A 21,089-nucleotide genomic window follows, 5' to 3' on the forward strand; every position below is an offset into this window, starting at 1 on the left:
TCAGCCCATCAGGCCGCGTTCATCGGCGATCCGGCGGACCGCGGCTTCAAGCAAATCTGATGCCCGCTGACGGGCCTCGGCGGCGGTCAGCTTGCAGCCGTGGCGTTTCAGTATTGCGGACACAGACTGCGGCTTCTCGGCTAACAGCGACGTGCGGACGATCTCCGCGTCCATCTCGCTCAGCTCGGCCAAAGCGTCCCCCAGAGCGGTCATACGCTTGTCGTTCTCGTCGCGGATCTCGAACAGCTCCGCTGCGTCCGCCTCGTCGACCAGGTCGTCCGAGCCCACGCAGAACGCCGCTTCACCGGTCTCCAGAGCCGCCCTGACGTCGTGGACCTTGACGCCGATTTCGTCGGCCACCGCCTGTGCCTGGCAGTCAGTCAGGGTGTTCGTGGGGTCGATGCCCAGCATGCCGCAGACCCGCAGAGCGTTCTGGTGCGCGGAACGGCGTTGTTTCGAGTTCCCCAGATTGACGCGCGAGGCCGCCTTCATACCCGCGTCATCCAGATCCCGCTTGATCCGGAACTTCGCGTAAGCCGACAGCCTGCGTCCGTGCGCCGGGTCGAACCTGGTCGCAGCTTGCCAAAGTGCGGCCATGGCTATTTGGAACCTGTCCTCGTATTCGAGCTGGGATTTGTGTTGGTGCGCCATGCCGCGCGCGAACGGCTCATACGCACTGACCAGCCTGTCCATTGCCCTCCGGTCTCCGGTTCTTGCCAAGCGGGCCAGCCTGAACTCTTCCGCCTCCGTCAGGAAGCCGGAGCGGGTGAACGCGGCCTTCGCCGCCGCTCTGTTAGTCATTTGTGCCTCCGGTGATCGCGGTGAAGGCCTGCTGGGTGGTGATGCCCAGCTTGTCCGCCAGCTCATGGCTCAGCCGTCCGATCTGGTATGAGGTCCCGCCGCCCACCGCCGCCGCCTTGGCGCGGTTCAGGGCGTCGATGGTCGAGACGCACCGGTTCTCGACGTATTCGGCCAGGTCGTGAGCATCTGCAATGGTCTGCGCCGCGCCGTCGAAATCCCCGGCCGCCGCTTGTTCGTGCGCCGTGTTGAAGCCTGACCATATAGCGCCCAAAGGCTCCAACATGTCCGGCACTCTGATTAGCCTGTTCTGTGATTTCATTCCGCCCCGCCCCGTGCGTTTGTCGCTATTATCGTTTGATTTCGTGTGAGCGGACGCCCGGGGTCAGACTTGGGAACTGCCCCGGGACGCCGGACGCCGGTAAAAAGGAGGAAAACCCGGCTCCAAGCGGTTCTATTATGCTCCCCGCTCCCTGCTATTCAGATATGATCCGCACGCGATATCCGCAAACATTTTGTGCGTTCCTGCCAAAAATTGTTTTCCTTGCCTGTAAGGAAATTTTAGAGGCGTTTTGATTTTGAGCGAAAAAAGATCATCGTAGCCCGAGGAGATTGCGAAAGACACGCGAATCACCCATACTGCGCGGATGGCAAAACGACAGACGAAGGCGTAGCGGATGGCATCTGAACCCGAAGACCCGATGGACGAAGACGCGATCCGCGAGGACTTCGACAAGCTATTTGATGAGACGATGCGGTCCGAGCGGATAAAGATTATGCAAGAGCTAAACCAGCATCCGGTCGGCTACGTGGTCGATAACGGCGGCCTGCAAAGCTGCGTCGTGGCGCGAGGAGATGTCCCTGACGGCGGCCGCAAGGATGACGCGGACCGGCGGGATCTCGGCGTGAGGCTGAACAAGCCGATGATTCTGATCGGGCCTCAAACCGAGCACGAGATCCACGAATGGATCGACTATGTGCACGGAGAGAGCCCGTGGATGGCTGAGGTGTCCGCATATGTGATGCGGCAGGTGGAACAGCGATTTCGTCAGGGTGACCGATTCGTCCACTTTGAGCCGGTCTTGGTCCACGGCGCTCCGGGCGTCGGGAAGTCCCATTACGCCAACTTTCTGGCGGAGTCCGCCGGCGTCCCGGTCCTGACGCTGGACGGGTCTTCGATGATTTCCGTGTTTCAGATCTCTGGCGTCGAGCGCGGCTGGCACGGCGCTTGCGCCAGCCCGGTCGTCCGGTTTCTCGCAGAGAAGGCGTGCGCCAACCCCGTCGTGATCATTGATGAAGTCGACAAGGTCGGAATCACTGGGAACGCGCGCGGCGGCAGCCCGCACAGTGCGCTGCTGGGGATGATCGAGAGGTTGTCGGCATCCCAGTGGCGGTGCCCGTATACCGAGTTGGTGATCGACTTGTCGAAGGTATCTTGGTTTTTCACCGCGAACGACATCTCCGGCGTCCCCCAGCCGCTGATTGACCGCTGCAAGGTCATCCGGGCCGGGTCGCCGACGCCCCAACAGATGATGGAGCTTGTGCGTGCGAAGATGCCCGACGAGGATCCGCTGGTGGTCCAGCGCACCGCTGAGGCCGCTGTGGGGATGTCCCTGCGCCGGGTGCAGCGGATGATCGACGCGGTGCTGTCGGCGGGCAACGGCCCGATGCTGAACTGACGGGACCGGACGGGGTCTTTCATTTTCGGGCGTCGTCCAGAACCGGATGGGGTTTTCCATTCTGCCCCGTCGTCAGTCCGGGTAGGGCAGGTCGTTCTCGTCGGTCGCGGGCATCAGGGCCATTCGTGCGACCGCCCCCAGCTTTTGCTCCACGATGGCGGGATTATCCCGCAGGACCTGGGTGGCGTCATCACCAGCAATCAGATCGCTGATTGCCGCGCTCATGCCGCCCTCGTATTCGCTGCGGGCCTCGATGAAAAACCCGCCGTCCTTAGGGAAGGCCCGCAGCGTGATGTTCAGCTCTCGTTCGATCATGTTCGTCTCCCTTCAAGCGGCCGCGCGGGCCATGTTCAGCAGTCTGGAAACCACCGTCGCCGGGCTGGCGGACGATGACATCCGGACCCATCCCGGCTGACCGGGAACGGCCTCGAAGCCGAACTTATGACAGTTCCCCGCGTGGACAAGCCCCTCACTTAGGTGACTGACCTCTGTGACCGAATAACGCCACGCCTGACCCCCGGCGTTGGTGCGGTCCGGCTTGATGTGGCCCTCGGCCCGAAGGTGCTTCGCGGTCATCGCCGCGATTTCGGCGTCTCTGTTAATCCAAGATACGTTGCTCATGATGGTCTCCTCCCGTTCTGAGCTGGCCGAAAACCGGCCGGTGTTTTTTGTTCTGCGTCGATGCGGCTCAGTCAGTGCTCATGCCGCACACCTATGTTTAGCCTTCATCATTTCGCTGAACGGTAATAAAACCCCGTTAGCCCAATCAACAATGTCATTACGTCGAAGCATTGCTTCCTCGGATATGTCCTCGTCATCCCAGATTTTGTCTGCTTCCAGGATTCGGAAGATAAATATCCATGTCAGATACCCACCCTTAGCCCAGACCTCGCTGCGGAAAGATGTGGATTCTATTTTTCCGGACGCTGTGTTGACCGAAAAGCCGCCTTCGACGTCCGTGTGTGCTTCGATCTGCTCACAGATCTGTTTAACCCTCTTAATGACCTGATTTCTCGCTATTGAGATGTCTGGCCACCACCAGCCATAAGGACGCTTGGGAGCCCGCTTTTTCCGAACCGCGGGTTCGGGATCAGGCTTCCTGATCGTGAAGTTGTCTTCGAAGCTCTCCGCGATGGCGGTGATTTGGTCTTCGGTCAATCTGGTTACGTTGCTCATGATGGTCTCCTCCCGTTTTGAGCTGGCCGAGAACCGGCCGTGGTTTTTCGTTTTCGCGAATCGTCCGGGACCGGACGGCGTTTTTCATTCTGCGGAGTCGTCAGCGGACCGGGGACACCCCGAACAGGTTGACGTGCCCGCGGGCGTGGACATACGCGATGCCGCGGACCACGACGGCGCGGCAGCCGGACCACAGTGCCTGACCGGCCTGCGACACGATGACCGGGACGGCTTCTGGTCGGCCCGCGATGCCCATCAGCGCCTCGACTTGGGGCCTGCTGATGTCGCTTCCCATCCCGTATCCCGAGTCCGAGATGACGACCCGCGCCGCTTCCGCGTCCCCGGTCGCCAGAGCCCGCATGAGCCGCTTTCCGGGTTCAGGCGTCATGATGTCCGCGAACTCCGGGTCGTCAGGAACCGCCGTCCCCGCGTCAGCGCTGACGGCGCCGATGAACTCGGCCCTGAGCTCGGAACCGTCGGACGCGTTCGTGATGGTGAAGGCTTCGGGGCGAGAGCCGTTCTCGGCCCTGGCCGCAATCTGTTTGTTGCTCATGATGGTCTCCTCCCGTTTTGAGCCGGCCGAGAACCGGCCGTTGTTTTTCGTTTTCGGACCTCGCCCGGGACCGGACGGGGTTTTTCATTTCACCGCGTCGCCCGGACCTTCAGCTTGGAGCGGTCGCAGTCCGCTGCCGTCGCTCCCGGGCGTTCGGCCTTCCAGACCGGCTGCGTGATGACGCCGTCCGGGGACGCATACAGATAGCGGACGTCCGCGAACGACCCGACCTGCGGCATGCGGGCTGACGGCGGCACGGAAACCCGGCCCGCGTGAACCCACCCCGCCCCGTCCCACGTCTCGATGGACACCACTCGGCGGCCCTGGTCGTCGTGACCGGCGATGCGGAAGGTCGCGTCCTCGACGAATTTCACTTTCAGCATCCAAGCGGACGCGGTTGACCGGGACCGGCCGGGCCTATGCGGGGCGTCGGCCCGTTTCAGAACGTAGCCCTCGGCCCCGATCTTTCTCAGGCGTTCGGGGCCGTTCATGGCGTCGAAGTCCGCTTTTGGAATCGCTTGGCAGACCCGAAGCGTCCCAAGTCCGGCGCAGGCCATCTCGACTGAACCCAGAGTGTCGTTGCGCTGGCGGAACGTTGAGTCGCGGGTGACGTCCAGACCCTGGATGATGTCGAAGATCTCCAGACGCGTGCCCATGTCCTCTGAAAACAGGACCGCGGGGCCGATGCGTCGGAACAGCTCGAACAGGTCGGCTTCATAGTGAGCCGGAACCGGGACCGGGTTAGCGTCCCGATTGTAAAACTGGGCTCCGTCGGACGTGAGGCGGATGGGGCGGTTGACGCCGTCGTGCTTGCGCTGGACCAGCCAGTCCGCGCCGGAAAAATCATAGTGCTCCGGGACATGGAGTGGCGTCAGCAGGGACGGCAGCATGTCCGAGTGCACCTCGCGCTCCGCAACCTGACGGGACGGGTCAGTCCATCCCGCCCGGACCTTCTCGCGAACCAGCTTTTCAGCGATGCCGGTCGCCTCCTGATGCGGGACGCCCAACGCGATCGCTGACGGGAAGATGACCCGACCCGGTCTGCCCGAGTATGCCATCACATCTACCAGCCCGTGGGCCGCCTCGCGGAGACGGATCTGGAAGACGACGTGCCGGTTCTTTGCGGGGCACGCGTCGTGCAGTTCTGCGATCGTGTTCTCTGTCATGTCGTTCCTCCTTGGCTTGGTCCGAGAACCGGACAGGGTTTGTGATTCTGGTGCGTCGGCCGGGACCGGCCGGGCTCTGTCATTTCGTGATGCCGTCCAGAGCGGCCTGGGCGGCGTCTCTCGCGTCGCGGGCGGCGATGACGGCCCGGAGCCGGGCGGTCTGGCACTCCAGCAACGCGGTCTCCGCCCGAAGCCGGTCGGCCCCGGAACCGGACGCGTCGAACCGTTTTACCGCTACGCGGGCGCGTGCGCGGTCCGCGATGAACCGGATGAATGCCCGGCGTGCGGCGGCGTCCAGCTGTCGGACGTCAGGTCCCGGCGCGGCCGCTTGGTCTGTTCCGACGTTGATGCGGAAAAGCGGCGGAACGCGGGTGTCTGTGATGATGTCGATGTCCAGCATGCCTCCTCCTCGAGTCATGATCTTCGTGAGCTTGCCATGACCCGCCGCCCCCAGCGACGGGTCAGAACCGGATCACGAGATGTCGGCTTCGTATTCCCGGGCATATTCGATCTCCGCTTGCTCACGGTAGTCCTCACGCGTCAGGATCGCGTCGTGCGTCGTTTCCCGGATTTTCAGGAAGTCCTCGAGAAGTTCAGCGAACCGGTCGATCAGCAGGTCCCGAAGTTCCTGGCCCTTGAAGACCGGCGTCTTCTTGAAGCTGACAGCGATCACCCCGGAGTGCGGGATTTCAGCGATGCTGATGAGCGTAATGAACTGCTCGTCCTCGCCGCCGGTGCTCGCGATCAGCTTTTTCAGGTCGCAAGGCAGGTCGTGCGTGCCGAGGATGTCCCGGTTGCCGCCCGCGATCATCAGGGTCCGGTTTTGAGCGTTAAACCAGCCCGCCGCATAGTCCTGCCGGACGCTGGCGACTTCGCCGATGGAGAACGCATAGTCTTCAGGTGCCGCCAGGCTCAGGCCGAGCTGGTTGACGAACTGAAGGGCGATCCCGCCGCTGTCGGTCCCGCGGGTCTTCTCGACAGCCTTCGCGATCGCGGCGTAGTCGAACCGGTTGACGTTCTTCTCGGAGACGAGCATCGCGTGGGGGGTATCAAAGACGCCGTCCTCGTCGAATGCCGCGACCTCGAAGGCGGGCATGTCGGCGAACTCGCTGTTCGCGTCAACGATGCTCTGTGCTTCGGCGACCTGTGCTTCGAGAGCGGCGGCGGTGGTGTTTTTCAGGTTGGTCATGGCGTTTCTCCTGTTTTTTGCCAATTTTTTCGGGCCCCAAGTTTCCCCCGCGATTGCCCGATATTCGCGAGGCCCAGGTCGGCGGTTTTTGTTTATCCCGTCTCTCTGTGAAATCGTGATATGATCTTAATGCGTTGAAATCAAATAAAAAAACACCATCAACATTCAGGTAATGTTGATGGGATTTGAGTGAGCTGGGAATAAAATCCAATCACACAAGGAGATTTTCAGTCGTTATTTTTTAAATTAAAAAGACCCGCAAAAAAAAGTTTTGCGGGGTTCAGGTATTTTGAGATTTTAAAGAGAATCGTTGGCGAATCAGGCTGCGTGATTCGAATCACTGCGCGGCTCATTTTCTCTGTCTAAGATGCTGTCGAGACTCAGAAAAATTCGGTTACAGGGTGACAAGACTGCAGGACACGCTGTATCGCGATCTTACAACCAGATCGCGAGAGGGACATGGATCAGGTCGAGTTTGAGCAGATTCTGGCGGTTGCGACGGAGCGGCTGACGGACGACGTGCGGCAGTCAGCGGATCATCACAAGCCGTCGGTTTTTGAGGATTTCGTCAGAGAAACGGTTCAGCAGGTGCTGCTGGAGAGGGGGCACGGGGCAGCGATGGACCCGCGCGTTCAGGGTTTTCCGGACATCGCCGTCGGAAATTTCGGCATTGAGGTGAAGTGCACCGAAAGCGATTCTTGGCGCTGCATCGCTAACTCTGTTTCTGAGGGCAACGCAGTCGTCGATGTGGATCGAATATACGTCATCTACGGCAAGATCGGCGGGATACCTGAGGTCCGATGGGCCGATTACGGCAGGTCCATCATGCACGTCCGCACAAGTCACGTCCCGCGTTTTGAGATCGAGATCGGGACGCAGCGACCGCTGTTCGAGCAGCTCGGGACGACATACGAGGACTTCCGCGGTCTGTCGATGCACGACAAGATGCCATACATCCGCGAATACGCGAGAGGCAGGCTCGGGCCAGGCGAGCGGCTGTGGTGGCTGGAGGACAAGGAGGACGACGATCAGCACACGATGTCTTTGTCCGTGAAAATTTACATGGACCTTCCTCAAGACGAGAAGCGGAAGCTCAGGGCGGAAGCGGCGCTCATGTCCCCTATGATCTGCGCGAGCTCACGGTCACGCAGGAAATACAACGACGCCGTTTTGTATATGATGACGTATCGGGGCGTGCTGTGCCCGCAAGCCAGAGACCTGTTTTCGGCGGGCAGCGTGGCCGGTCCGGAGCGCGGCGGCAACTATCTGCTGAGGGCTTTGCAGGACATACAAGACGAGATGCGGACGGCGGCGCAGGAGCTGGAGGACGCGCTGTTTCAGGAGTATTGGGGGCACGTCCCGGCGCCGGAGAACAGGATCCTGGAGTGGCTGAGAATGGCCGACCAGTTCGCAAGTGACTGGATTCCCTCGGAAAACCTATTTTTTGACGAACAGAATCGGATCGGTTAGAATCGGCAAAAAGCGAAGCAGCCGCCCTGGCTGCCCCTCAATTTCAGGAGCAGCATATGTCCAAATATTCCGTCGTATCTATGTTTTCGGGCTGCGGCGGGATGGACTTGGGGTTGCTGGGGGGGTTCGATTATCTGGGTAAGCGCTTCAAGAAGAACCCGTTCGACATCGTGTGGTCGAACGACTTGAACAAATACGCTTGCGACACTTACGAGCACAACCTTAAGCACAAGATTCACGTCGGCAGTATCTGGGACCACATCGACACGATGCCGGGCTCCTGCGATCTGCTGATCGGGGGGTTCCCTTGCCAGGACATCTCGATCAACGGAAAGCGGCGCGGCATCGCGGGTGAGCGGTCGGGACTGTATCGCGCGATGGTCGAAGCCGTTAAGCGCATGCGGCCGAAAATGTTCGTTGCGGAGAACGTCCGCGGGCTTTTGTATGCGTATAATCGCGAGAGTCTGGAAACGGTGATCAGCGATTTCTCGGAGCTCGGCTATGACGTTACATACAAGCTGTATCTGACGGCGGATTACGGCGTCCCGCAGAGTCGGGAACGCGTTCTGATCGTCGGTGTCCTGGGTGGAGCCGCACCGTTCGTTGAGCCGGAGCCGGTCACGCCGAAGGGGGCGTGGATCGGTTCGCGTAAAGCGATCCAAGATCTGGAAGACGTGTCGCAGGACAAGGAATTCAGTCACGTCTGGTCGCTGGCGAAGCGGACCGGAGATCAGGGCGGACGTGTGCTGAATCCCGAGAGGCCCTCGCCGACAATCCGCGCTGAGTGTCACGGGAATAACTCGTTCCACTATTCGCTGCCACGCCGCATCTCCATGCGTGAGGCCGCGCGGTTCCAGTCGTTTCCGGATAACTTCATTTTCAAGGCGCGGCTGCGCGAGACGGAGCGGATGATCGGCAATGCGGTGCCGCCCGTTTTTGCGTGGCACGTGGCACAGTCAATCCGCGCGACTCTGGATGCGTTCGAGACGGTTACGCAGATCGACAAGGTTCTGGTCGCAGCGGAGTAATCGAGCGGCTCGACACGTCCCCCGGATTCGCGCCCCTGGTCGCCGACCTCCGTAGGGGAGCGGGTCCTTCCGGGGGATCCCCGTCAACCGGGGGGGCGTGGAACCCCGGTAAAACAGCGTATTTGGGCCCCAGGGGGGTGCGCCACCACAAATAAATCCAAAACGGTCTTTTGCCGTTTAATGTCAATGGCTTGCGCGATCCAGTAAATCGAATTGTTTGTGCATTTGGCGTGTTTTGGTGCGCCGAAAATAAGACTTGGGCGATATGCCAAGATTATCGTTCGTCGGCTTTCGTCGGCATGCCGTATTTATCGCGTGTCACGGCCGGGTCGTCGGAACCCAAGATTCATTTTGGGATAGTTGCCCAGAGCTCGCTCTGGGCCAGTTACCCGGGACGGCCGTGATTTTCTCTGTTGATGGACATGCAGTTAGTTGCGATCACGTTCGGGTCAGCCGCAACGGATTACAATCATGTCAGTCTATATCGCGAACTTCGGCGTCCAGAACTACGAGTGGCCGGAGTGCCTGAAACGCGGCACCATCGCGACGGTCAACGAGGTGAAGGCGTTCGAGCTCTGGAAGGCGGGCGACCGCGAGGGCTACATCCGGACGCGCATGGCCGGTCTGACCGTCGCAGGGAAACAGCCGACCAGGGCGGTCGCGGCCCGCTGGTATAACCTGATGAGCATCATCACGCAGTCCGTCGGCGACGTCTGGATCCACAAGGAGGGCCCCAGGATCTGGTGGACGCGGACGACGGACGAGCCGGCCAGCTATTACGAGAAGGTGGAGCCGGTGCACCCGCGTCGGCACGTGGTGGTCTGCCACAAGCCGTGCGAGCCGTGGCGAAACGCCGACGAGACCGGCGCGCCGCTGCTGTGGGACGCGCTGCATCCCAAGGCCAAAGACTTTCTGGCTACCGAGGCAACGCTGCAAAAACTGACGCCGGACAACGCGGCTTACGCGATGGCCCTGATACACGGGGAGCCGCGCGAACAATGGCACGCTCTGCCGGTGTGGGCCGCGAAGGTCCAATCGTCAAAAAACAAAAACACCGGTGCGCGGATTTACGGCGGTCTGGACAAGTGCATCTGGAGGATGGCCAACACCGCGTTTCACACCACGGCACACGCGAACGGCCAGACGGTCGAGAAGACCGTAAAAAACAAGGACTGCCTGTTCACCAGTCAGGTGGCGCTGGAGGCCTACATCCGCGAACTGATCGAGATGCAGGAGGGGCAGTGCGCCATTACGGGGATGAAACTGAACTTCGACGACCCTGACGAGGACGTCGAGATGTGCGCGTCTCTGGACCGGATCGACAGCTCAGGACATTACGAGCAGGGCAACCTGCAAGTCGTTTGCCGGTTCGTGAACCGCTGGAAGGGCGCGGACGACAACGCGGAGTTCAAGCGCCTCATAGACATACTGATGACCTGAAACGCGGGGCCGGAAGTTTATGTCACGCTTTTTGTCCCGGAAATGTCACGCTTTTTTGTCACGCTTTTGTCCCTCAATCAGCCGTGCGATTGAAAGCTGCCGACAAAGATTATGGACAACCTACGCATATCGACGCGGTTTGATATTAAGGACACTTATGTATGGTTTCGACGCAAAACGGAGCGATTAGCCGCTTAAGCTCTGACGCCGTCTGTGGATACGGCTCCCATGTCCACCAGACGTCCCGACCATTCATGTGCCGCTTATATGCGTAAAACAGTGCACTCATGTCGATAACGATATTCGCGTCATGTAGCATCCTGTGTGCTGCTTTGAGTGAATTGTCATCATGATGTGCGCCGACGCAGCTCGGCATGTCCCAGACGAAGTCGGACATAATATCAGGACGTATCGACAGGTGAGTCATTATTTCGGGAGCTTCGACATACTCCCAGACCGCACCGTTTTCGGCGTCCACGGGCTCGCCGTTAACAACGGACCTGTCCACGGGAGCGTTCAACTTCGCCATGCTACGCATCAGCCGCACGGCGGTTTCACCTCTCATCAGAAAATCTGTCGTGTCTATATCCTCCGTTCCCTCGTCAGGGATTCGGTCTTCGTCTCGCTTCGTCATTTTCCCCTCACAGATACCGACGGATCACGCTGAGCGCGTCCCTCGGCTTATCGTCAATATTCGGTTCCGGCGGCGTCCTGACCGCAACCACGTTCATGCCGTCCTCGACCCGCAGCACGTGGTCGTGCGGGGGCGACAGCGGGTCAGCGGCCTCATAGCGAACCAGAACGCCGGTGTCCGGGTCCAAGAACGCCCGTCCGGATTTCGACAGGCTCATGACCCTCTCCTGAAATCAGATTGCGACCGGATGGCATCAGTGATGATGGCGTCAATCGCCTCTCTCGCTCTGGTTGCGGTCTTCAAAACGCAGGACGGATCGCGCGTATGGATTAAGTCGTCATTCAGCTCGACGATATGATCCAACATGGGCCTTATACCGTCCGCAAGTCTGCCATATCTCAAAAAGCCGTCGACAAGGGATTCGTCGTCTGTCATGGCTTCACCTCAAATGTCTCATAGAAAAAATCGTCGGGATCACCTCTGCCGAAACGCGAGTGCCAATCGAGGTGCTCGGCTTCCTGACGCTCAACCTCGGACTTCGCGGAATCTTCGGACAGGAAGACGTCGATGATGGTGAGATCTCCGCCCATGTTGACTCTCTGGACGAGATATACGCGGCTAAAATCGGTCACGGCCGCCCTCCGAACACCGGCTTCCGCCTGACCGACCGTTCCGCAAGCGAAACCGGCACCACCACCATCTGCCTGATGGACTGACGTTCCAGCCGCTCGGCGTTGCGCAGCAAGGTGCTGAACTCTCGCTGCGTCCGCGCCGTCCTGATCATGCGGTCATTATGGCGCATCGCGTCCGTCACGCGGATCGTCTCGCCAAGGATGTCGTCTGGGGTGTTCATCATGCTCGCCTCCCTGGAGATTATGGTTGTTGTGTGGTGTCGGTGCCCGGAGCCCCCCGCTCCGGACGCCGGTCAGCGATCGGGGACGTCTGCGGGGAAATCGAAGATCCGGACGACGGTTTTCCCGCCGCCGAGGTGCTTGACGGTCATCGGTCCGCGACACGTAACCCGCGCGCCGAGTTTCACGTCCTCGGCAGTCCGCTCGTCGTCTCCGTGGACGCGGATCCAGATGCCGTTCCGGTCGTCCAAGAAGGCGTGGACCTCGCCGCGTTCGAACAGTTCGTCGACGTTGTATTCATTTTCGGCATCGGACCCAGAGAAGTCAGGGAACGCATCCTGATATCTTACCGACATGTCTTCATAGGCGCGGATCTGCTCTTTGATGGTATTCATCATTATCCTCTTGTCGTTGATGGTTGATCGCGGACCGCCCTCAGGCGGCCTCGCGGCTTTGGATGTCGATGACGATGCTTCGGATGACCGACGGTGCGATTTTGCCGACCTGCTTGGTATCCAGGTTACCCGCCTCGATTTCGTTAGCCCCCTCATTCAGGACGTCCCTGATGACTGACGGGATCAGTTTGCCCAACTGAGACACGTTGATGACGCCGCCGGTGTTCTCTGCCGCCATCTGACGGACCCGATTCTCCGTAACGAACGCGTGGACGAATTCAGCCACATCCTTGGACAGGACTGTCTCGTGCTTGACGTGCGTGCGTCGGACCGGGTCGTGGTGCGCAGCCTTCACCTTGAAGAACATCGGCATCCGGCCGTCCAAATAGTCGCCCGGCACCTGGGTAAAAACCAGACCCTCTCCTCGTCCGCAGACGCCGAAATGATCCTTGACGTATGGGTCTTCCACACCGATCGCATCCACCTGGGCCAAAATGTCCTCGTGAAGTTCCCGGTTATGCTCGTGGTCGTATGCTCTGATCTCGACCTCTGGTCCGGCCCACGGCAGGACGCAGATGTTCTCCGGGATTTGGGTGTAAATTTCGCTGAGGAACGCGGATATGGCGTCCGGGTCAGTCGTAAAGGACCGCTTAGAGTGTCCGACGGAGTTGTGGTCGAACTTTTTGTCTTCGGTGAGGGCGATCGCCAGAGCGAACGGGAAGAACGTCCGCTTAGGGATGTCCGACACGGCGTCCGCCTCCTCAGCGCACCCCGGACCCGCCCACTCGCCGTAGATGGCGTAAGACCGGTCGAAGCGGCGGTCAGGAAGCCGCAGCTCGGACAGGACGCTGAACATATCGAATTCAACCAAGACGTGGTTACGGCTCTGCAAATAGACCTGGTCGCCGTTCTGGATGATACCCACGTTGGCCCCGTGGAGTTTGATCTTCGGACGAACCCGGATGGACTGGACGCTACCCTTGATCATCTGGGTAACGACGTCTGCGAAACGGTGGGTGCTTGGGTAGCGGATGTGCTCCATGATGGTTTCCTGCCTGTTGGTCGTTTATAGTTTTTGTGGTGTTTTGGGTGCCCGGAGCCCCCCGCTCCGGACGTCTTCGGTCAGAAACAGATGACCAGCTCCTCGTCGTCCCCGGTCCCCGCCTCGGTCACGACGACCCCGTCCGGCGTGGCGGTGATGACCCCGCCGAAGTGCCAGCCGTCGTCTTCCGTCAGGTCGTCTTCGTCCTGCTCGTCGTCCGTCAGAAACACGGACAGCAGATCGGCCAGGTTTGTCCGCAGCTCGTCAATCAACTGCCCTGCAGCATCGGCTTGAAACGTCGCCAAGGCGGTGTTCAACGTCGCTGTTTCGTCCGCGTGCAACAGCTGCCTGACGGCTTGGATGCTGCTCGTCAGGTCTTCCGTCAGCTCGTGGGCGGCGTCCAGCGCGGCCGAGGTGTGCGTCGGGTTCAGCGGCACGCCCAGGTGCCCGTATCGCTCGTAATCCGTGTTCATGGCGTCCTCCTCAGTGAAGCTTGCGGGTCTTGCTGGCGATCTGCCCCAGCGTCTCGCTGTATCGGCGCACTGCGTCCCGATACTTCGCGATGTCCGTGTCCGACGGGGTCTTCCCGACCCCGAACGCGGAAATCCCGGCGATGGCCAGGCCGATCCGGTCGGCGTTCAGGCGTCCTTGGTCCTGGACGTCGTCGGTGCTCTTTTCGCAGAGGCCGATGAGAGACCCGAAGTCGAACGCGGGCTCCGGGCCGGTTTCGTGCTGGGATTGGCGCTGGCGCGCGGCATCAGCGTAAGCTGCGGCGGTCTTTTTTAAATCGACGGGGGCGTCATCCAGAATGTCTTGAACGCTGACATTCAGGTTTGATACGATTTCCTCGATCCACCCGAGCCCGTCAGCGATCTTCTCCAAGATTTCGTCGGGGATCTTAATGGATCCCGAAACTTTCAGCTTTACGGTGATTTCGTTTTTGTCAGTCATGGTCCACTCCGTTTCTAAAATGACAGCCTAAAATTGGCGGTCACACTGAATATCGAAGCGTTATGACGGTGTAAATAAAAATCAGTGGCGTGTTTTTCCTTGGACGCAAGGAAATAATATGGGCGATTAAAAATAAATTCGCCGATTTTTACCGGGATCGCGCTTTTGGCATTTCAGGTGATTCGCCCACAGGGCATTCGTCAGCGGATAATGCCCACATGACCGCAAATACCGGCGCGCTGGCCGCCATCGCCAACACGGTGATGACGGCCCAGACGACGCGGCGGGACGCCCGCATATACGACTCCTCGCCGCGCGTCGGGAAAAGCACCCTTAGGGGGATCATGACAACACCATCCCGGTTGCGGCGTTGCGGATGCCGTGCTTGTTGACGAACGCCACGCCCGCCGGGGTGTATTCGTGCTGGCTGACCTGCTGGGTCAGGGTGTTGCCGCACACCGCGCGCGCCGCGACGCCCCGCAAGGACAGCTGGACGAACAGCATGTGATACGTGGACGGCACCAGCTCCACGCCCTCGACGAACACGTCCCTCAGGTCGACGCCGACGGACTCGCAGTGGTCGGCCAAGGCCACCAGCAAGCCGCCGGAACCCGCTGCCGGGTCCGCGCCCCGGAAGTGCCCCTGATCACGGACGATGGCGGCGATGTCCGGAGCGGTCATCCGCACAAGCATCTGTGAGACCTCGAACGGCGTGAAAAACTGTCCGACGCCGCCGTCCAGCGCCCCCATGAGCCCGCACGCCTCGCCGAGAAAGTCACGGCCGCCCTTGGATAACGCTGCCTGCGCGACGCCCAGCATCGCCTCCATGGTCCGGATGTCTTCCGTGGTGTATTTCGCGGACGCCTCGGCCTGCTGCTGCATGAGTTGACGGGACCGGTCTGGGGTCCGGGCCGTCACTGCGGCGATCGCGCAGAACATGATCTCGCACCAGTCGTCGAAGACGCGGAACGGCTTGTGGCCCTTGATGCTGCGGGCCAAGGCGACGAACTGCTTGACGGGGGCGGTTTCGGGCTCCGGGGCCGCGCGGGTGACCGGGCTAAATGGGAACCCCATCAGCGCGGACGCGGACTGAACGCCTTCGTGTATGTGTTGGTATCTCATGTTTCCTCTCCTGTTTTGGGTGGCCCGGCCCCTGGATGGGCCGGGCGCATCGTTCACTTGCGGGGCGCAATACAGATGACGTTGCTGACGGTGCCGGATGCCACGTTCATAGGGACGGACAGCCCATCCAGGCTGACGGCAGTATCAGTGGGCGCGGACTTCGGTGCGCCCGACAGGGCAGACTCGACCATGTCCCACTCATCTGTAATCGAGGAAGCGGGTCTCGCCGCCAGATCTTCCCGTTGTTCGTCCTCAACAACGTCGCGGTCACCGGTTTCTGCCTCGCTGACCTGAGATGACAGCCAGTCCGAATCGACCGCATACGATTGCTGCGATCCGTAGCGCTCGAACCTCGCCGTGGTGCTTTTGGTGACGAACGGAAGCATGTCGATGGCACCGCGAACCAAAGCAGTCGCCTTCGAATCGTAATCAGGGAAACGATCCATGCCTGCATCCCGATGGTAAGCCTCGAAGGCCTCGCGCATGCAGAACCGCTCACGGTATGTGAGGCCGTCGATTGCGACGCGCGCGAACTTGCCGGATGACGGCTCGGACAGCCATCCTGTCAGCCAGCCCGCGAACGCGTGCTCCGGCGTCTCGATGGTCGCCTCTCCTTGAAGGCGTTTCGCGATTTCGTCCGCTTCACCAGTCAGGAACAGCGGAAGGTCCCCCTCGTGCTGGTCGCAGCGCATCTGCCGATAGGCCTCCAAGGCCTCCGCATAAACCTGCTGGATCTCGGCGCGGACGGAGGCCAGGTCGACCGGGTTCTGTTCAGTGGCACCGACCAGTAACGGCCAGAAGCGGCGGTTCCCGGTCGGGTCGATCAGATAGCCCTTGTCGTTTGACGTGCCGACCGTGATGAAACCGCGCTTCCGCTCCTCGGTGTATTTCGAATATGCGGCTCGGGCCCGGTCCGCCTTTGAGGACAGCTTGGACTTCACGGTCCGGCTGTTGACCCCCAGCAGCGCGGCCAGCTCCGGCAGCTCGATGAACCACTTACCGGCGGTCATCTCGTTCATGACCTTGGAGTCCGTGAACTGGCGCGGCTCGCTGATCTCGCCGAAATACCCCAGCGACCACACCTCGATCAGCGAGGACTTCGCCGATCCCTGGATGCCTTGAAGGACCGGCATGAAGTCGAACTTGTGCCCGGGTTCCAGCAGCCGCGTCACGGCGGCCACGAACGTCAGTCGGGAGACCGCGTGGTTATATGCCTGGTTGCGCTCGTCCAGTCTTAACCAGCGCGTCAGCGCGGTGTCCAGACGCGGCTTGCCGTCCCACTTGGCGGACGTGATCTGCTCGTAGATGGGGTGGGAGGCGTTCTGGTAGGCCGCGTTCCGGACGGCGTTCGCCATCGAACCAGCCCCGACCACCAGACCCCATCCGCCCGCCTCGACCGGCGAACCCAGCCAAGTGTTCAGCGCGCCCTCGTGGTCGTCCCAGAAGTTGTCCCCGCCCGGCTCGCAGCTGATGTTCGCCAGACCGACCGTCCTGAACTGGACCGGCTTCTCCACGCGGATGTTGCCCGTGAACAGGTCCAGCGACAGCGCCCCGTGGGTGCGCGGGTCGTTCTGCAAGATCAGCGTGGCGTTGTAAGCCGTCGCCTTGTATCCGTCCGGACGGCCCCTGAGGTCCATCTTCTCGTCCAGCAACCCGACCAGCTTCTCGTGCGGCATCGGCTTTGAGTTGGCGCGCTTCGTTATGCGTGATTTCAGGCGGTGCTCCGCGCGGCTGAGCGGCGTATGCCAAGATGCGGGAACCTTGGGTTCCGATTCAGTCGCCAACTCCTGACACAGCTCGTCCAGGTCCCCCTCGATCTGCTCCGCGTCAGCCTCGCAGGTCTCGTCCATGCCCGCGTTCAATGCGTCCAGCAGCGCGTCAAAGTCTTCGTCTCGTGCGTCAGACGCACGTAATGTTGCGATATTCGTAGCTCGTGCCATGTCAAACCTCCTATTTCGTTGGCAATCTCCCAAGATGTCGCCGGTCCCCCCAGACCGGCCTGAACTACATGTCTCCAGCTTCCGAATGTTGCAACATCTTTTTGATAAAAAACAAAAACATGACATTTTTTCAGCCCGCGAAAGTCTTTGACTCTAAAGACTATTGAGGCAAAAAATGGGTGAAAAAATATTTTTGTTGTGTGCCATTCGGCGTGTCTTTCGGTGTGTCAGCGTGCCTGAATGGTGAATTTTAAGCGAATCACCCCGCGAATCGGCGCCGACAGGCCGTCCCGTCAGCGCCATCCCGGCGGACAAAAAGCATGTCCGGGCAGAAGTATTTTGCGCCGCCCTTAACGATTATCCTTCTGTGTAAGGATTTTTCATTTACGGTCAACATGCTGATATTAACTGTTATTTTGTTGATTCGTTCACCTTCTCATGTTCTAAGCGTCCATCCAAAAAACGTCGGGGGGCGTGAACGACTTAGGAGGAGCAGATGTCGGGTGGAGCGAGGAATAACGTGAGCGTTTCGGCGCGGGAGCAGGTGCTGATGTCCGAGGGCCGCAGGGTCGGCAGGCTGGTCGTCAGGGGTCTGAACCGGAACGGGGACGTGGTGTGCGACTGCGAATGTGGCGAGACGGAGGCTGTGAGCCGCGGCGTCTGGCTGTCAGGCAAGCGCTATCAGTGCGGGTCGTGCGACGAGTGGTCCAACGCGTCGCCGGTCCAGCAGATCATCGGCTGCCGCGACACCTATGACACGCTGATGTCCAGAGCCCGCGGGGCGAAGGACCGCTGCAACAACCCCAACAACCCGAACTACGACAATTACGGCGGCAGAGGCGTCCGGTTCCTGTTCGCGGACGAGGAGGCCTACGCCCTGTGCCTGTTCATGCACGGCTGGCGCTACGGCGACGAGCGGACGACGGACAGAATCGACGTGAACGGGCACTACGAGTTTAACAACGTCAGGCTGGCGGACGCGTCCGAACAGGTCCGCAACCGGCGCGTTTCGGTCGTCGTGGACACGGGGGACGACGTCGTGCCGCTGGCCACGCTGGCGGAGCGGAACGGGATCTCACCGAACTCCCCGGAATACGCGCGCCTGTCCGGATACGTCAAAAACTCGAAGCAGCGCGTATTCGAGGACATCATGGGCAAGATCGACGAGCTGACCGGCGCGGAGGCGGCGTGATGGACACCAGGGTCGTGAGCACAATCAGGAATACGCTGGATAAGCCTGACACCAAGGCCGTCCTCACGGAGCCCGGAACCCGGCACGGGCGGTTAACGGTGTCCGGCAGGAACGCCCTGGGCAACGTCGTCCTGAGGTGCGATTGCGGCGAGACCATCCGCCTGAGTTCTGGGCAAGTCATGTCCGGGAAGCATTATCAGTGCGAATCTTGCGACAAGTGGGACCGGAAAACCCCCGCTCACCGTTTAGTCGGAACGCAGGCATATAAAAGCTTGGCGTCGCGGGGTTATGGCGCGAGAGACAGGTGCTTAAATGCGTCGCACCAATCGTATCCCTCTTATGGTGGTCGCGACATTCGTTTTAACTTTGACGATATTGAGCATTACATCCAGTATATGGCCCCTGCGGTTATGACCTGCGGGACGGACGGACAGGTGGACCGCATAGATAACGAAGGAAACTATGAGCCGGGTAATCTCCGCATCATTTCCGCGAAGCATAACGGTAGGAATCGCCGAAGCACTATATTAATAGACGGCGTTCCGCTTGGGGAGGTCTGCGAAAAATTCGGATTTAACCCGACGGATGACCTGAGCATATACAGGAGAATATCAGAGAGGGTCAGATACAGGATTGGTTCTGGGGGACTGGTTGATGTTGCGTTTCTCGAAGAGACTATTAAATCCGCAAGAATAACCCCGGTCACGGCCGTTTCGAAACCGAGAGCGAAAAGACAGCCTGTGGTCGTCTGCGGACGAACCCTGCGGGATATTCTCGATGAGGTGGGATTTGGCGGCAATAAGGCTGTTTACAACAGCACGAGGATGCGAATCTCGTATCATCTCAATCAGGGCGTCACGGGCATTTCGGTCGAGATGGTGAGGTCATGGGCTGTGAACTACGCGAATACGAGGGGTTTGCAGCCGGGCGCGCCAGTTTCGGGGGATTCGTGAGCGATATGATGGCGTCACGCCGTTGACCATAACCGCGAAAAGCACGATAATGACGGGAAACCACGAGGTATCCCATGTTTTTCATGCACGGACTGGACGAGGGCGTGGCTGAGTTCCACGAGCGCCTGGAAAAAGCATACAAGACGTCTTCCCTGACCCCTGACCGGGACCACGGGCGATACGTTTGGATTGCGAACAAACTGAAAGAGCACGGCGGCACGGCCTCACCGGAATCCGTGCGAAAGTGGTTCGCGGGCATGACGAAGCCCCGCGGGTCCACGATGGGGGCTCTGGCGGCCGTTCTTGGCGTGACCGAGGGGTGGCTGGAGCACGGCATAATGCCGGACGCCTCACAGCTGGATGATGCGATACCGGACCATCTCGCCCCCAAATCTGGTGAGAACGACTTCATAATCGACTTCGAGGACCCGGAGTTCGACGTCCTCACGGTCGGCGACAGGTCACAGGAAGCGCGGGAGAACGCGACGGCGGCGGGGCTGGTGTCCGCCCGCCTGATGTTCGCCGGCATCCAGCACCGGCACGCGAAGTCCCGCATCCTGGTCGAGGACGGCAGCAAGGCGCGTGAGATCGCGGTGGTGCTGATGCACAAGGTCGCCGACAGGGGCGGCGTCTGGGTGGCCCGGATGCCGGAGGCCCGCAGCGGGTTTGAGCCCTACACGACGTCGTTCGACATGCTGATGTTCGTGATGCCGCGCGGGGGGCGTGAGCCCGCGCTGTTTATCGTCAAAGGTAAGGCCGCTCCGCGCCTCGGGGTCCCGGACCAAGTTATTGAGATCCGCGAGACCGGCGAGCCCAATAAGCCGCAAATAACCTTGCGTGCGGACGGTAAAACTGACGTGCCGGTTGATCCAATCAGGGACTTGTCCCTGTTGGAAAGACTGTTGGGTTGATTTGATGCGCGCGGCGCGTATTTAATAATCCGCACCGCCCCTACTTAATAATCCGCACCGCCCGTATTTAATAATCGGGAGCGGGGCGCTCCGCCGCGCATCGCTGTAACCGCCCCATAATGCGCCAGTTCCGATATCCGGGGCTGGCGTTTTTATTGCGTTTCTGCGGGGGGCTGTTTCTAAGGCGGGAATCCGGCATTTGGGGCTCCGCGACGAGGGCGGAACGGTGTCACAGGCGGCCCGTTGCCCGGCCCGCAGGCGTGCTGTATGGTCGCGCTGGTGACGGAACCTCGCGACAATTGGGCATGAACACGCCACAGCGCTGCGGGGGCCGTCCAAGCAAATTGTTGGCATTTTTGTTGGCATCGGTAGAATCATGGTGTATGCTACATCAGCATTTGCTGGGTTTTTGAGGTCTTGTTCGAGTCCTCTTCTGGGCACCAAGACTTGCGAAAAGCCGTGCAACCCGATCAGGTTGCGCGGCTTTCGTCTTTTCCGGCCTGTTTGTTACCGGACTGCGGCATGGCTTCGCGCCCTGCCCTGCGACATTCCGCCACTTACCGCGCCCCCCCCCGCCAAACGGGAATTAGGTGTCCCGG

At 60.3% G+C, this 21,089-nt stretch carries 26 protein-coding genes; 7 read left to right on the forward strand and 19 right to left on the reverse strand.

Going from position 1 to position 21,089, the window contains the following annotated elements; genetic code table 11:
* Positions 1-801: a sigma-70 family RNA polymerase sigma factor gene (locus C8N34_RS18460; RefSeq protein WP_158640736.1), complete on the reverse strand. Its 801-nt coding sequence runs from the start codon at positions 799-801 to the stop codon at positions 1-3.
* Positions 794-1,084, reverse strand: coding sequence for a hypothetical protein (locus tag C8N34_RS18465; protein ID WP_108130020.1), 291 nt, complete (start codon positions 1,082-1,084; stop codon positions 794-796). Before C8N34_RS18465 ends, C8N34_RS18460 begins: the two co-directional genes overlap by 8 nt.
* 391 nt (positions 1,085-1,475) lie before the next feature.
* Between C8N34_RS18465 and C8N34_RS18470 the strand changes: the two genes are divergently transcribed.
* The gene (locus tag C8N34_RS18470) at positions 1,476-2,477 is read left to right on the forward strand and encodes an AAA family ATPase (protein WP_108130021.1); all 1,002 of its coding nucleotides are present in this window, start codon (positions 1,476-1,478) and stop codon (positions 2,475-2,477) included.
* A 72-nt stretch (positions 2,478-2,549) separates the two neighbouring features.
* On the opposite strand, the gene C8N34_RS18475 is transcribed toward C8N34_RS18470, so the two are convergent.
* The 7 genes from C8N34_RS18475 to C8N34_RS18505 all read right to left on the reverse strand — a co-directional run bounded on the left by C8N34_RS18475 (position 2,550) and on the right by C8N34_RS18505 (position 6,561).
* Complete coding sequence (locus tag C8N34_RS18475; RefSeq protein ID WP_108130022.1) at positions 2,550-2,792, reverse strand: hypothetical protein; 243 nt, start codon at positions 2,790-2,792, stop codon at positions 2,550-2,552.
* A 12-nt stretch (positions 2,793-2,804) separates the two neighbouring features.
* Positions 2,805-3,098, reverse strand: a complete 294-nt coding sequence (locus C8N34_RS18480; protein ID WP_108130023.1) for a Rossmann-fold NAD(P)-binding domain-containing protein — start codon at positions 3,096-3,098, stop codon at positions 2,805-2,807.
* Positions 3,099-3,176: 78 nt separating this feature from the next.
* On the reverse strand, positions 3,177-3,653 hold the full coding sequence (locus C8N34_RS18485; RefSeq protein ID WP_108130024.1) for a hypothetical protein: 477 nt from the start codon (positions 3,651-3,653) through the stop codon (positions 3,177-3,179).
* Positions 3,654-3,753: 100 nt separating this feature from the next.
* Positions 3,754-4,206, reverse strand: coding sequence for a hypothetical protein (locus C8N34_RS18490; protein WP_108130025.1), 453 nt, complete (start codon positions 4,204-4,206; stop codon positions 3,754-3,756).
* An 89-nt stretch (positions 4,207-4,295) separates the two neighbouring features.
* Complete coding sequence (locus C8N34_RS18495) at positions 4,296-5,372, reverse strand: hypothetical protein (protein WP_108130026.1); 1,077 nt, start codon at positions 5,370-5,372, stop codon at positions 4,296-4,298.
* Between the two features lie 79 nt (positions 5,373-5,451).
* Complete coding sequence (locus C8N34_RS18500) at positions 5,452-5,772, reverse strand: hypothetical protein (protein WP_108130027.1); 321 nt, start codon at positions 5,770-5,772, stop codon at positions 5,452-5,454.
* 72 nt (positions 5,773-5,844) lie between these two features.
* On the reverse strand, positions 5,845-6,561 hold the full coding sequence (locus C8N34_RS18505; RefSeq protein WP_108130028.1) for a hypothetical protein: 717 nt from the start codon (positions 6,559-6,561) through the stop codon (positions 5,845-5,847).
* A 459-nt stretch (positions 6,562-7,020) separates the two neighbouring features.
* Here C8N34_RS18505 and C8N34_RS18510 point away from each other — a divergent pair, with 459 nt between their 5' ends.
* The 3 genes from C8N34_RS18510 (at position 7,021) to C8N34_RS18520 (ending at position 10,499) form a co-directional block, all read left to right on the forward strand.
* Positions 7,021-8,031 carry a restriction endonuclease gene (locus C8N34_RS18510; RefSeq protein ID WP_108130029.1) on the forward strand — a complete coding sequence of 337 codons (1,011 nt, stop codon included), beginning with the start codon at positions 7,021-7,023 and terminating at the stop codon, positions 8,029-8,031.
* A gap of 56 nt (positions 8,032-8,087) precedes the next feature.
* The gene (locus C8N34_RS18515) at positions 8,088-9,059 is read left to right on the forward strand and encodes a DNA cytosine methyltransferase (protein WP_108130030.1); all 972 of its coding nucleotides are present in this window, start codon (positions 8,088-8,090) and stop codon (positions 9,057-9,059) included.
* Positions 9,060-9,530: 471 nt separating this feature from the next.
* Positions 9,531-10,499: a hypothetical protein gene (locus C8N34_RS18520; RefSeq protein ID WP_108130031.1), complete on the forward strand. Its 969-nt coding sequence runs from the start codon at positions 9,531-9,533 to the stop codon at positions 10,497-10,499.
* Positions 10,500-10,644: 145 nt separating this feature from the next.
* On the opposite strand, the gene C8N34_RS18525 is transcribed toward C8N34_RS18520, so the two are convergent.
* From C8N34_RS18525 to C8N34_RS18570, 10 genes are all read right to left on the reverse strand, one after another.
* On the reverse strand, positions 10,645-11,133 hold the full coding sequence (locus C8N34_RS18525; RefSeq protein WP_108130032.1) for a hypothetical protein: 489 nt from the start codon (positions 11,131-11,133) through the stop codon (positions 10,645-10,647).
* 7 nt (positions 11,134-11,140) lie between these two features.
* Positions 11,141-11,350: a hypothetical protein gene (locus C8N34_RS18530; RefSeq protein WP_108130033.1), complete on the reverse strand. Its 210-nt coding sequence runs from the start codon at positions 11,348-11,350 to the stop codon at positions 11,141-11,143.
* A gap of 214 nt (positions 11,351-11,564) precedes the next feature.
* Positions 11,565-11,765, reverse strand: coding sequence for a hypothetical protein (locus C8N34_RS25980; protein WP_145693648.1), 201 nt, complete (start codon positions 11,763-11,765; stop codon positions 11,565-11,567).
* Positions 11,762-11,989 carry a hypothetical protein gene (locus C8N34_RS18540; RefSeq protein WP_108130035.1) on the reverse strand — a complete coding sequence of 76 codons (228 nt, stop codon included), beginning with the start codon at positions 11,987-11,989 and terminating at the stop codon, positions 11,762-11,764. Before C8N34_RS18540 ends, C8N34_RS25980 begins: the two co-directional genes overlap by 4 nt.
* Before the next feature lie 69 nt (positions 11,990-12,058).
* Positions 12,059-12,379 (reverse strand): hypothetical protein, encoded by a 321-nt coding sequence (locus tag C8N34_RS18545; RefSeq protein WP_145693647.1) that lies wholly within the window; start codon positions 12,377-12,379, stop codon positions 12,059-12,061.
* 40 nt (positions 12,380-12,419) lie between these two features.
* Positions 12,420-13,421, reverse strand: a complete 1,002-nt coding sequence (locus C8N34_RS18550) for an RNA ligase family protein (RefSeq protein WP_108130037.1) — start codon at positions 13,419-13,421, stop codon at positions 12,420-12,422.
* A gap of 80 nt (positions 13,422-13,501) precedes the next feature.
* Positions 13,502-13,894: a hypothetical protein gene (locus tag C8N34_RS18555; RefSeq protein WP_108130038.1), complete on the reverse strand. Its 393-nt coding sequence runs from the start codon at positions 13,892-13,894 to the stop codon at positions 13,502-13,504.
* Between the two features lie 10 nt (positions 13,895-13,904).
* Positions 13,905-14,372 (reverse strand): hypothetical protein, encoded by a 468-nt coding sequence (locus C8N34_RS18560; protein WP_108130039.1) that lies wholly within the window; start codon positions 14,370-14,372, stop codon positions 13,905-13,907.
* 342 nt (positions 14,373-14,714) lie between these two features.
* Positions 14,715-15,494, reverse strand: coding sequence for an N-6 DNA methylase (locus C8N34_RS18565; RefSeq protein WP_108130040.1), 780 nt, complete (start codon positions 15,492-15,494; stop codon positions 14,715-14,717).
* 53 nt (positions 15,495-15,547) lie between these two features.
* On the reverse strand, positions 15,548-17,434 hold the full coding sequence (locus C8N34_RS18570) for a VapE domain-containing protein (RefSeq protein WP_158640735.1): 1,887 nt from the start codon (positions 17,432-17,434) through the stop codon (positions 15,548-15,550).
* Between the two features lie 496 nt (positions 17,435-17,930).
* Between C8N34_RS18570 and C8N34_RS18575 the strand changes: the two genes are divergently transcribed.
* From C8N34_RS18575 to C8N34_RS18585, 3 genes are all read left to right on the forward strand, one after another.
* Positions 17,931-18,626: a hypothetical protein gene (locus C8N34_RS18575; RefSeq protein ID WP_108130042.1), complete on the forward strand. Its 696-nt coding sequence runs from the start codon at positions 17,931-17,933 to the stop codon at positions 18,624-18,626.
* 434 nt (positions 18,627-19,060) lie between these two features.
* Complete coding sequence (locus C8N34_RS25985) at positions 19,061-19,579, forward strand: hypothetical protein (RefSeq protein WP_145693646.1); 519 nt, start codon at positions 19,061-19,063, stop codon at positions 19,577-19,579.
* 74 nt (positions 19,580-19,653) lie between these two features.
* Positions 19,654-20,490 (forward strand): hypothetical protein, encoded by an 837-nt coding sequence (locus C8N34_RS18585; protein WP_108130044.1) that lies wholly within the window; start codon positions 19,654-19,656, stop codon positions 20,488-20,490.
* The last annotated feature ends 599 nt before the right edge of the window (positions 20,491-21,089 follow it).

This window comes from Gemmobacter caeni (genome assembly GCF_003054195.1).
In the GTDB taxonomy this organism is placed as follows: Bacteria; Pseudomonadota; Alphaproteobacteria; order Rhodobacterales; family Rhodobacteraceae; genus Gemmobacter; species Gemmobacter caeni.

Coding starts and splice junctions, on each gene's coding strand:
- C8N34_RS18460 (WP_158640736.1), bottom strand. CDS start 801: ATGACTAACAGAGCGGCGGCGAAGGCCGCGTTCACCCGCTCCGGCTTC.
- C8N34_RS18465 (WP_108130020.1), bottom strand. CDS start 1,084: ATGTTGGAGCCTTTGGGCGCTATATGGTCAGGCTTCAACACGGCGCAC.
- C8N34_RS18470 (WP_108130021.1), top strand. CDS start 1,476: ATGGCATCTGAACCCGAAGACCCGATGGACGAAGACGCGATCCGCGAG.
- C8N34_RS18475 (WP_108130022.1), bottom strand. CDS start 2,792: ATGATCGAACGAGAGCTGAACATCACGCTGCGGGCCTTCCCTAAGGAC.
- C8N34_RS18480 (WP_108130023.1), bottom strand. CDS start 3,098: ATGAGCAACGTATCTTGGATTAACAGAGACGCCGAAATCGCGGCGATG.
- C8N34_RS18485 (WP_108130024.1), bottom strand. CDS start 3,653: ATGAGCAACGTAACCAGATTGACCGAAGACCAAATCACCGCCATCGCG.
- C8N34_RS18490 (WP_108130025.1), bottom strand. CDS start 4,206: ATGAGCAACAAACAGATTGCGGCCAGGGCCGAGAACGGCTCTCGCCCC.
- C8N34_RS18495 (WP_108130026.1), bottom strand. CDS start 5,372: ATGACAGAGAACACGATCGCAGAACTGCACGACGCGTGCCCCGCAAAG.
- C8N34_RS18500 (WP_108130027.1), bottom strand. CDS start 5,772: ATGCTGGACATCGACATCATCACAGACACCCGCGTTCCGCCGCTTTTC.
- C8N34_RS18505 (WP_108130028.1), bottom strand. CDS start 6,561: ATGACCAACCTGAAAAACACCACCGCCGCCGCTCTCGAAGCACAGGTC.
- C8N34_RS18510 (WP_108130029.1), top strand. CDS start 7,021: ATGGATCAGGTCGAGTTTGAGCAGATTCTGGCGGTTGCGACGGAGCGG.
- C8N34_RS18515 (WP_108130030.1), top strand. CDS start 8,088: ATGTCCAAATATTCCGTCGTATCTATGTTTTCGGGCTGCGGCGGGATG.
- C8N34_RS18520 (WP_108130031.1), top strand. CDS start 9,531: ATGTCAGTCTATATCGCGAACTTCGGCGTCCAGAACTACGAGTGGCCG.
- C8N34_RS18525 (WP_108130032.1), bottom strand. CDS start 11,133: ATGACGAAGCGAGACGAAGACCGAATCCCTGACGAGGGAACGGAGGAT.
- C8N34_RS18530 (WP_108130033.1), bottom strand. CDS start 11,350: ATGAGCCTGTCGAAATCCGGACGGGCGTTCTTGGACCCGGACACCGGC.
- C8N34_RS18540 (WP_108130035.1), bottom strand. CDS start 11,989: ATGATGAACACCCCAGACGACATCCTTGGCGAGACGATCCGCGTGACG.
- C8N34_RS18545 (WP_145693647.1), bottom strand. CDS start 12,379: ATGAATACCATCAAAGAGCAGATCCGCGCCTATGAAGACATGTCGGTA.
- C8N34_RS18550 (WP_108130037.1), bottom strand. CDS start 13,421: ATGGAGCACATCCGCTACCCAAGCACCCACCGTTTCGCAGACGTCGTT.
- C8N34_RS18555 (WP_108130038.1), bottom strand. CDS start 13,894: ATGAACACGGATTACGAGCGATACGGGCACCTGGGCGTGCCGCTGAAC.
- C8N34_RS18560 (WP_108130039.1), bottom strand. CDS start 14,372: ATGACTGACAAAAACGAAATCACCGTAAAGCTGAAAGTTTCGGGATCC.
- C8N34_RS18565 (WP_108130040.1), bottom strand. CDS start 15,494: ATGAGATACCAACACATACACGAAGGCGTTCAGTCCGCGTCCGCGCTG.
- C8N34_RS18570 (WP_158640735.1), bottom strand. CDS start 17,434: ATGGCACGAGCTACGAATATCGCAACATTACGTGCGTCTGACGCACGA.
- C8N34_RS18575 (WP_108130042.1), top strand. CDS start 17,931: ATGTCGGGTGGAGCGAGGAATAACGTGAGCGTTTCGGCGCGGGAGCAG.
- C8N34_RS18585 (WP_108130044.1), top strand. CDS start 19,654: ATGTTTTTCATGCACGGACTGGACGAGGGCGTGGCTGAGTTCCACGAG.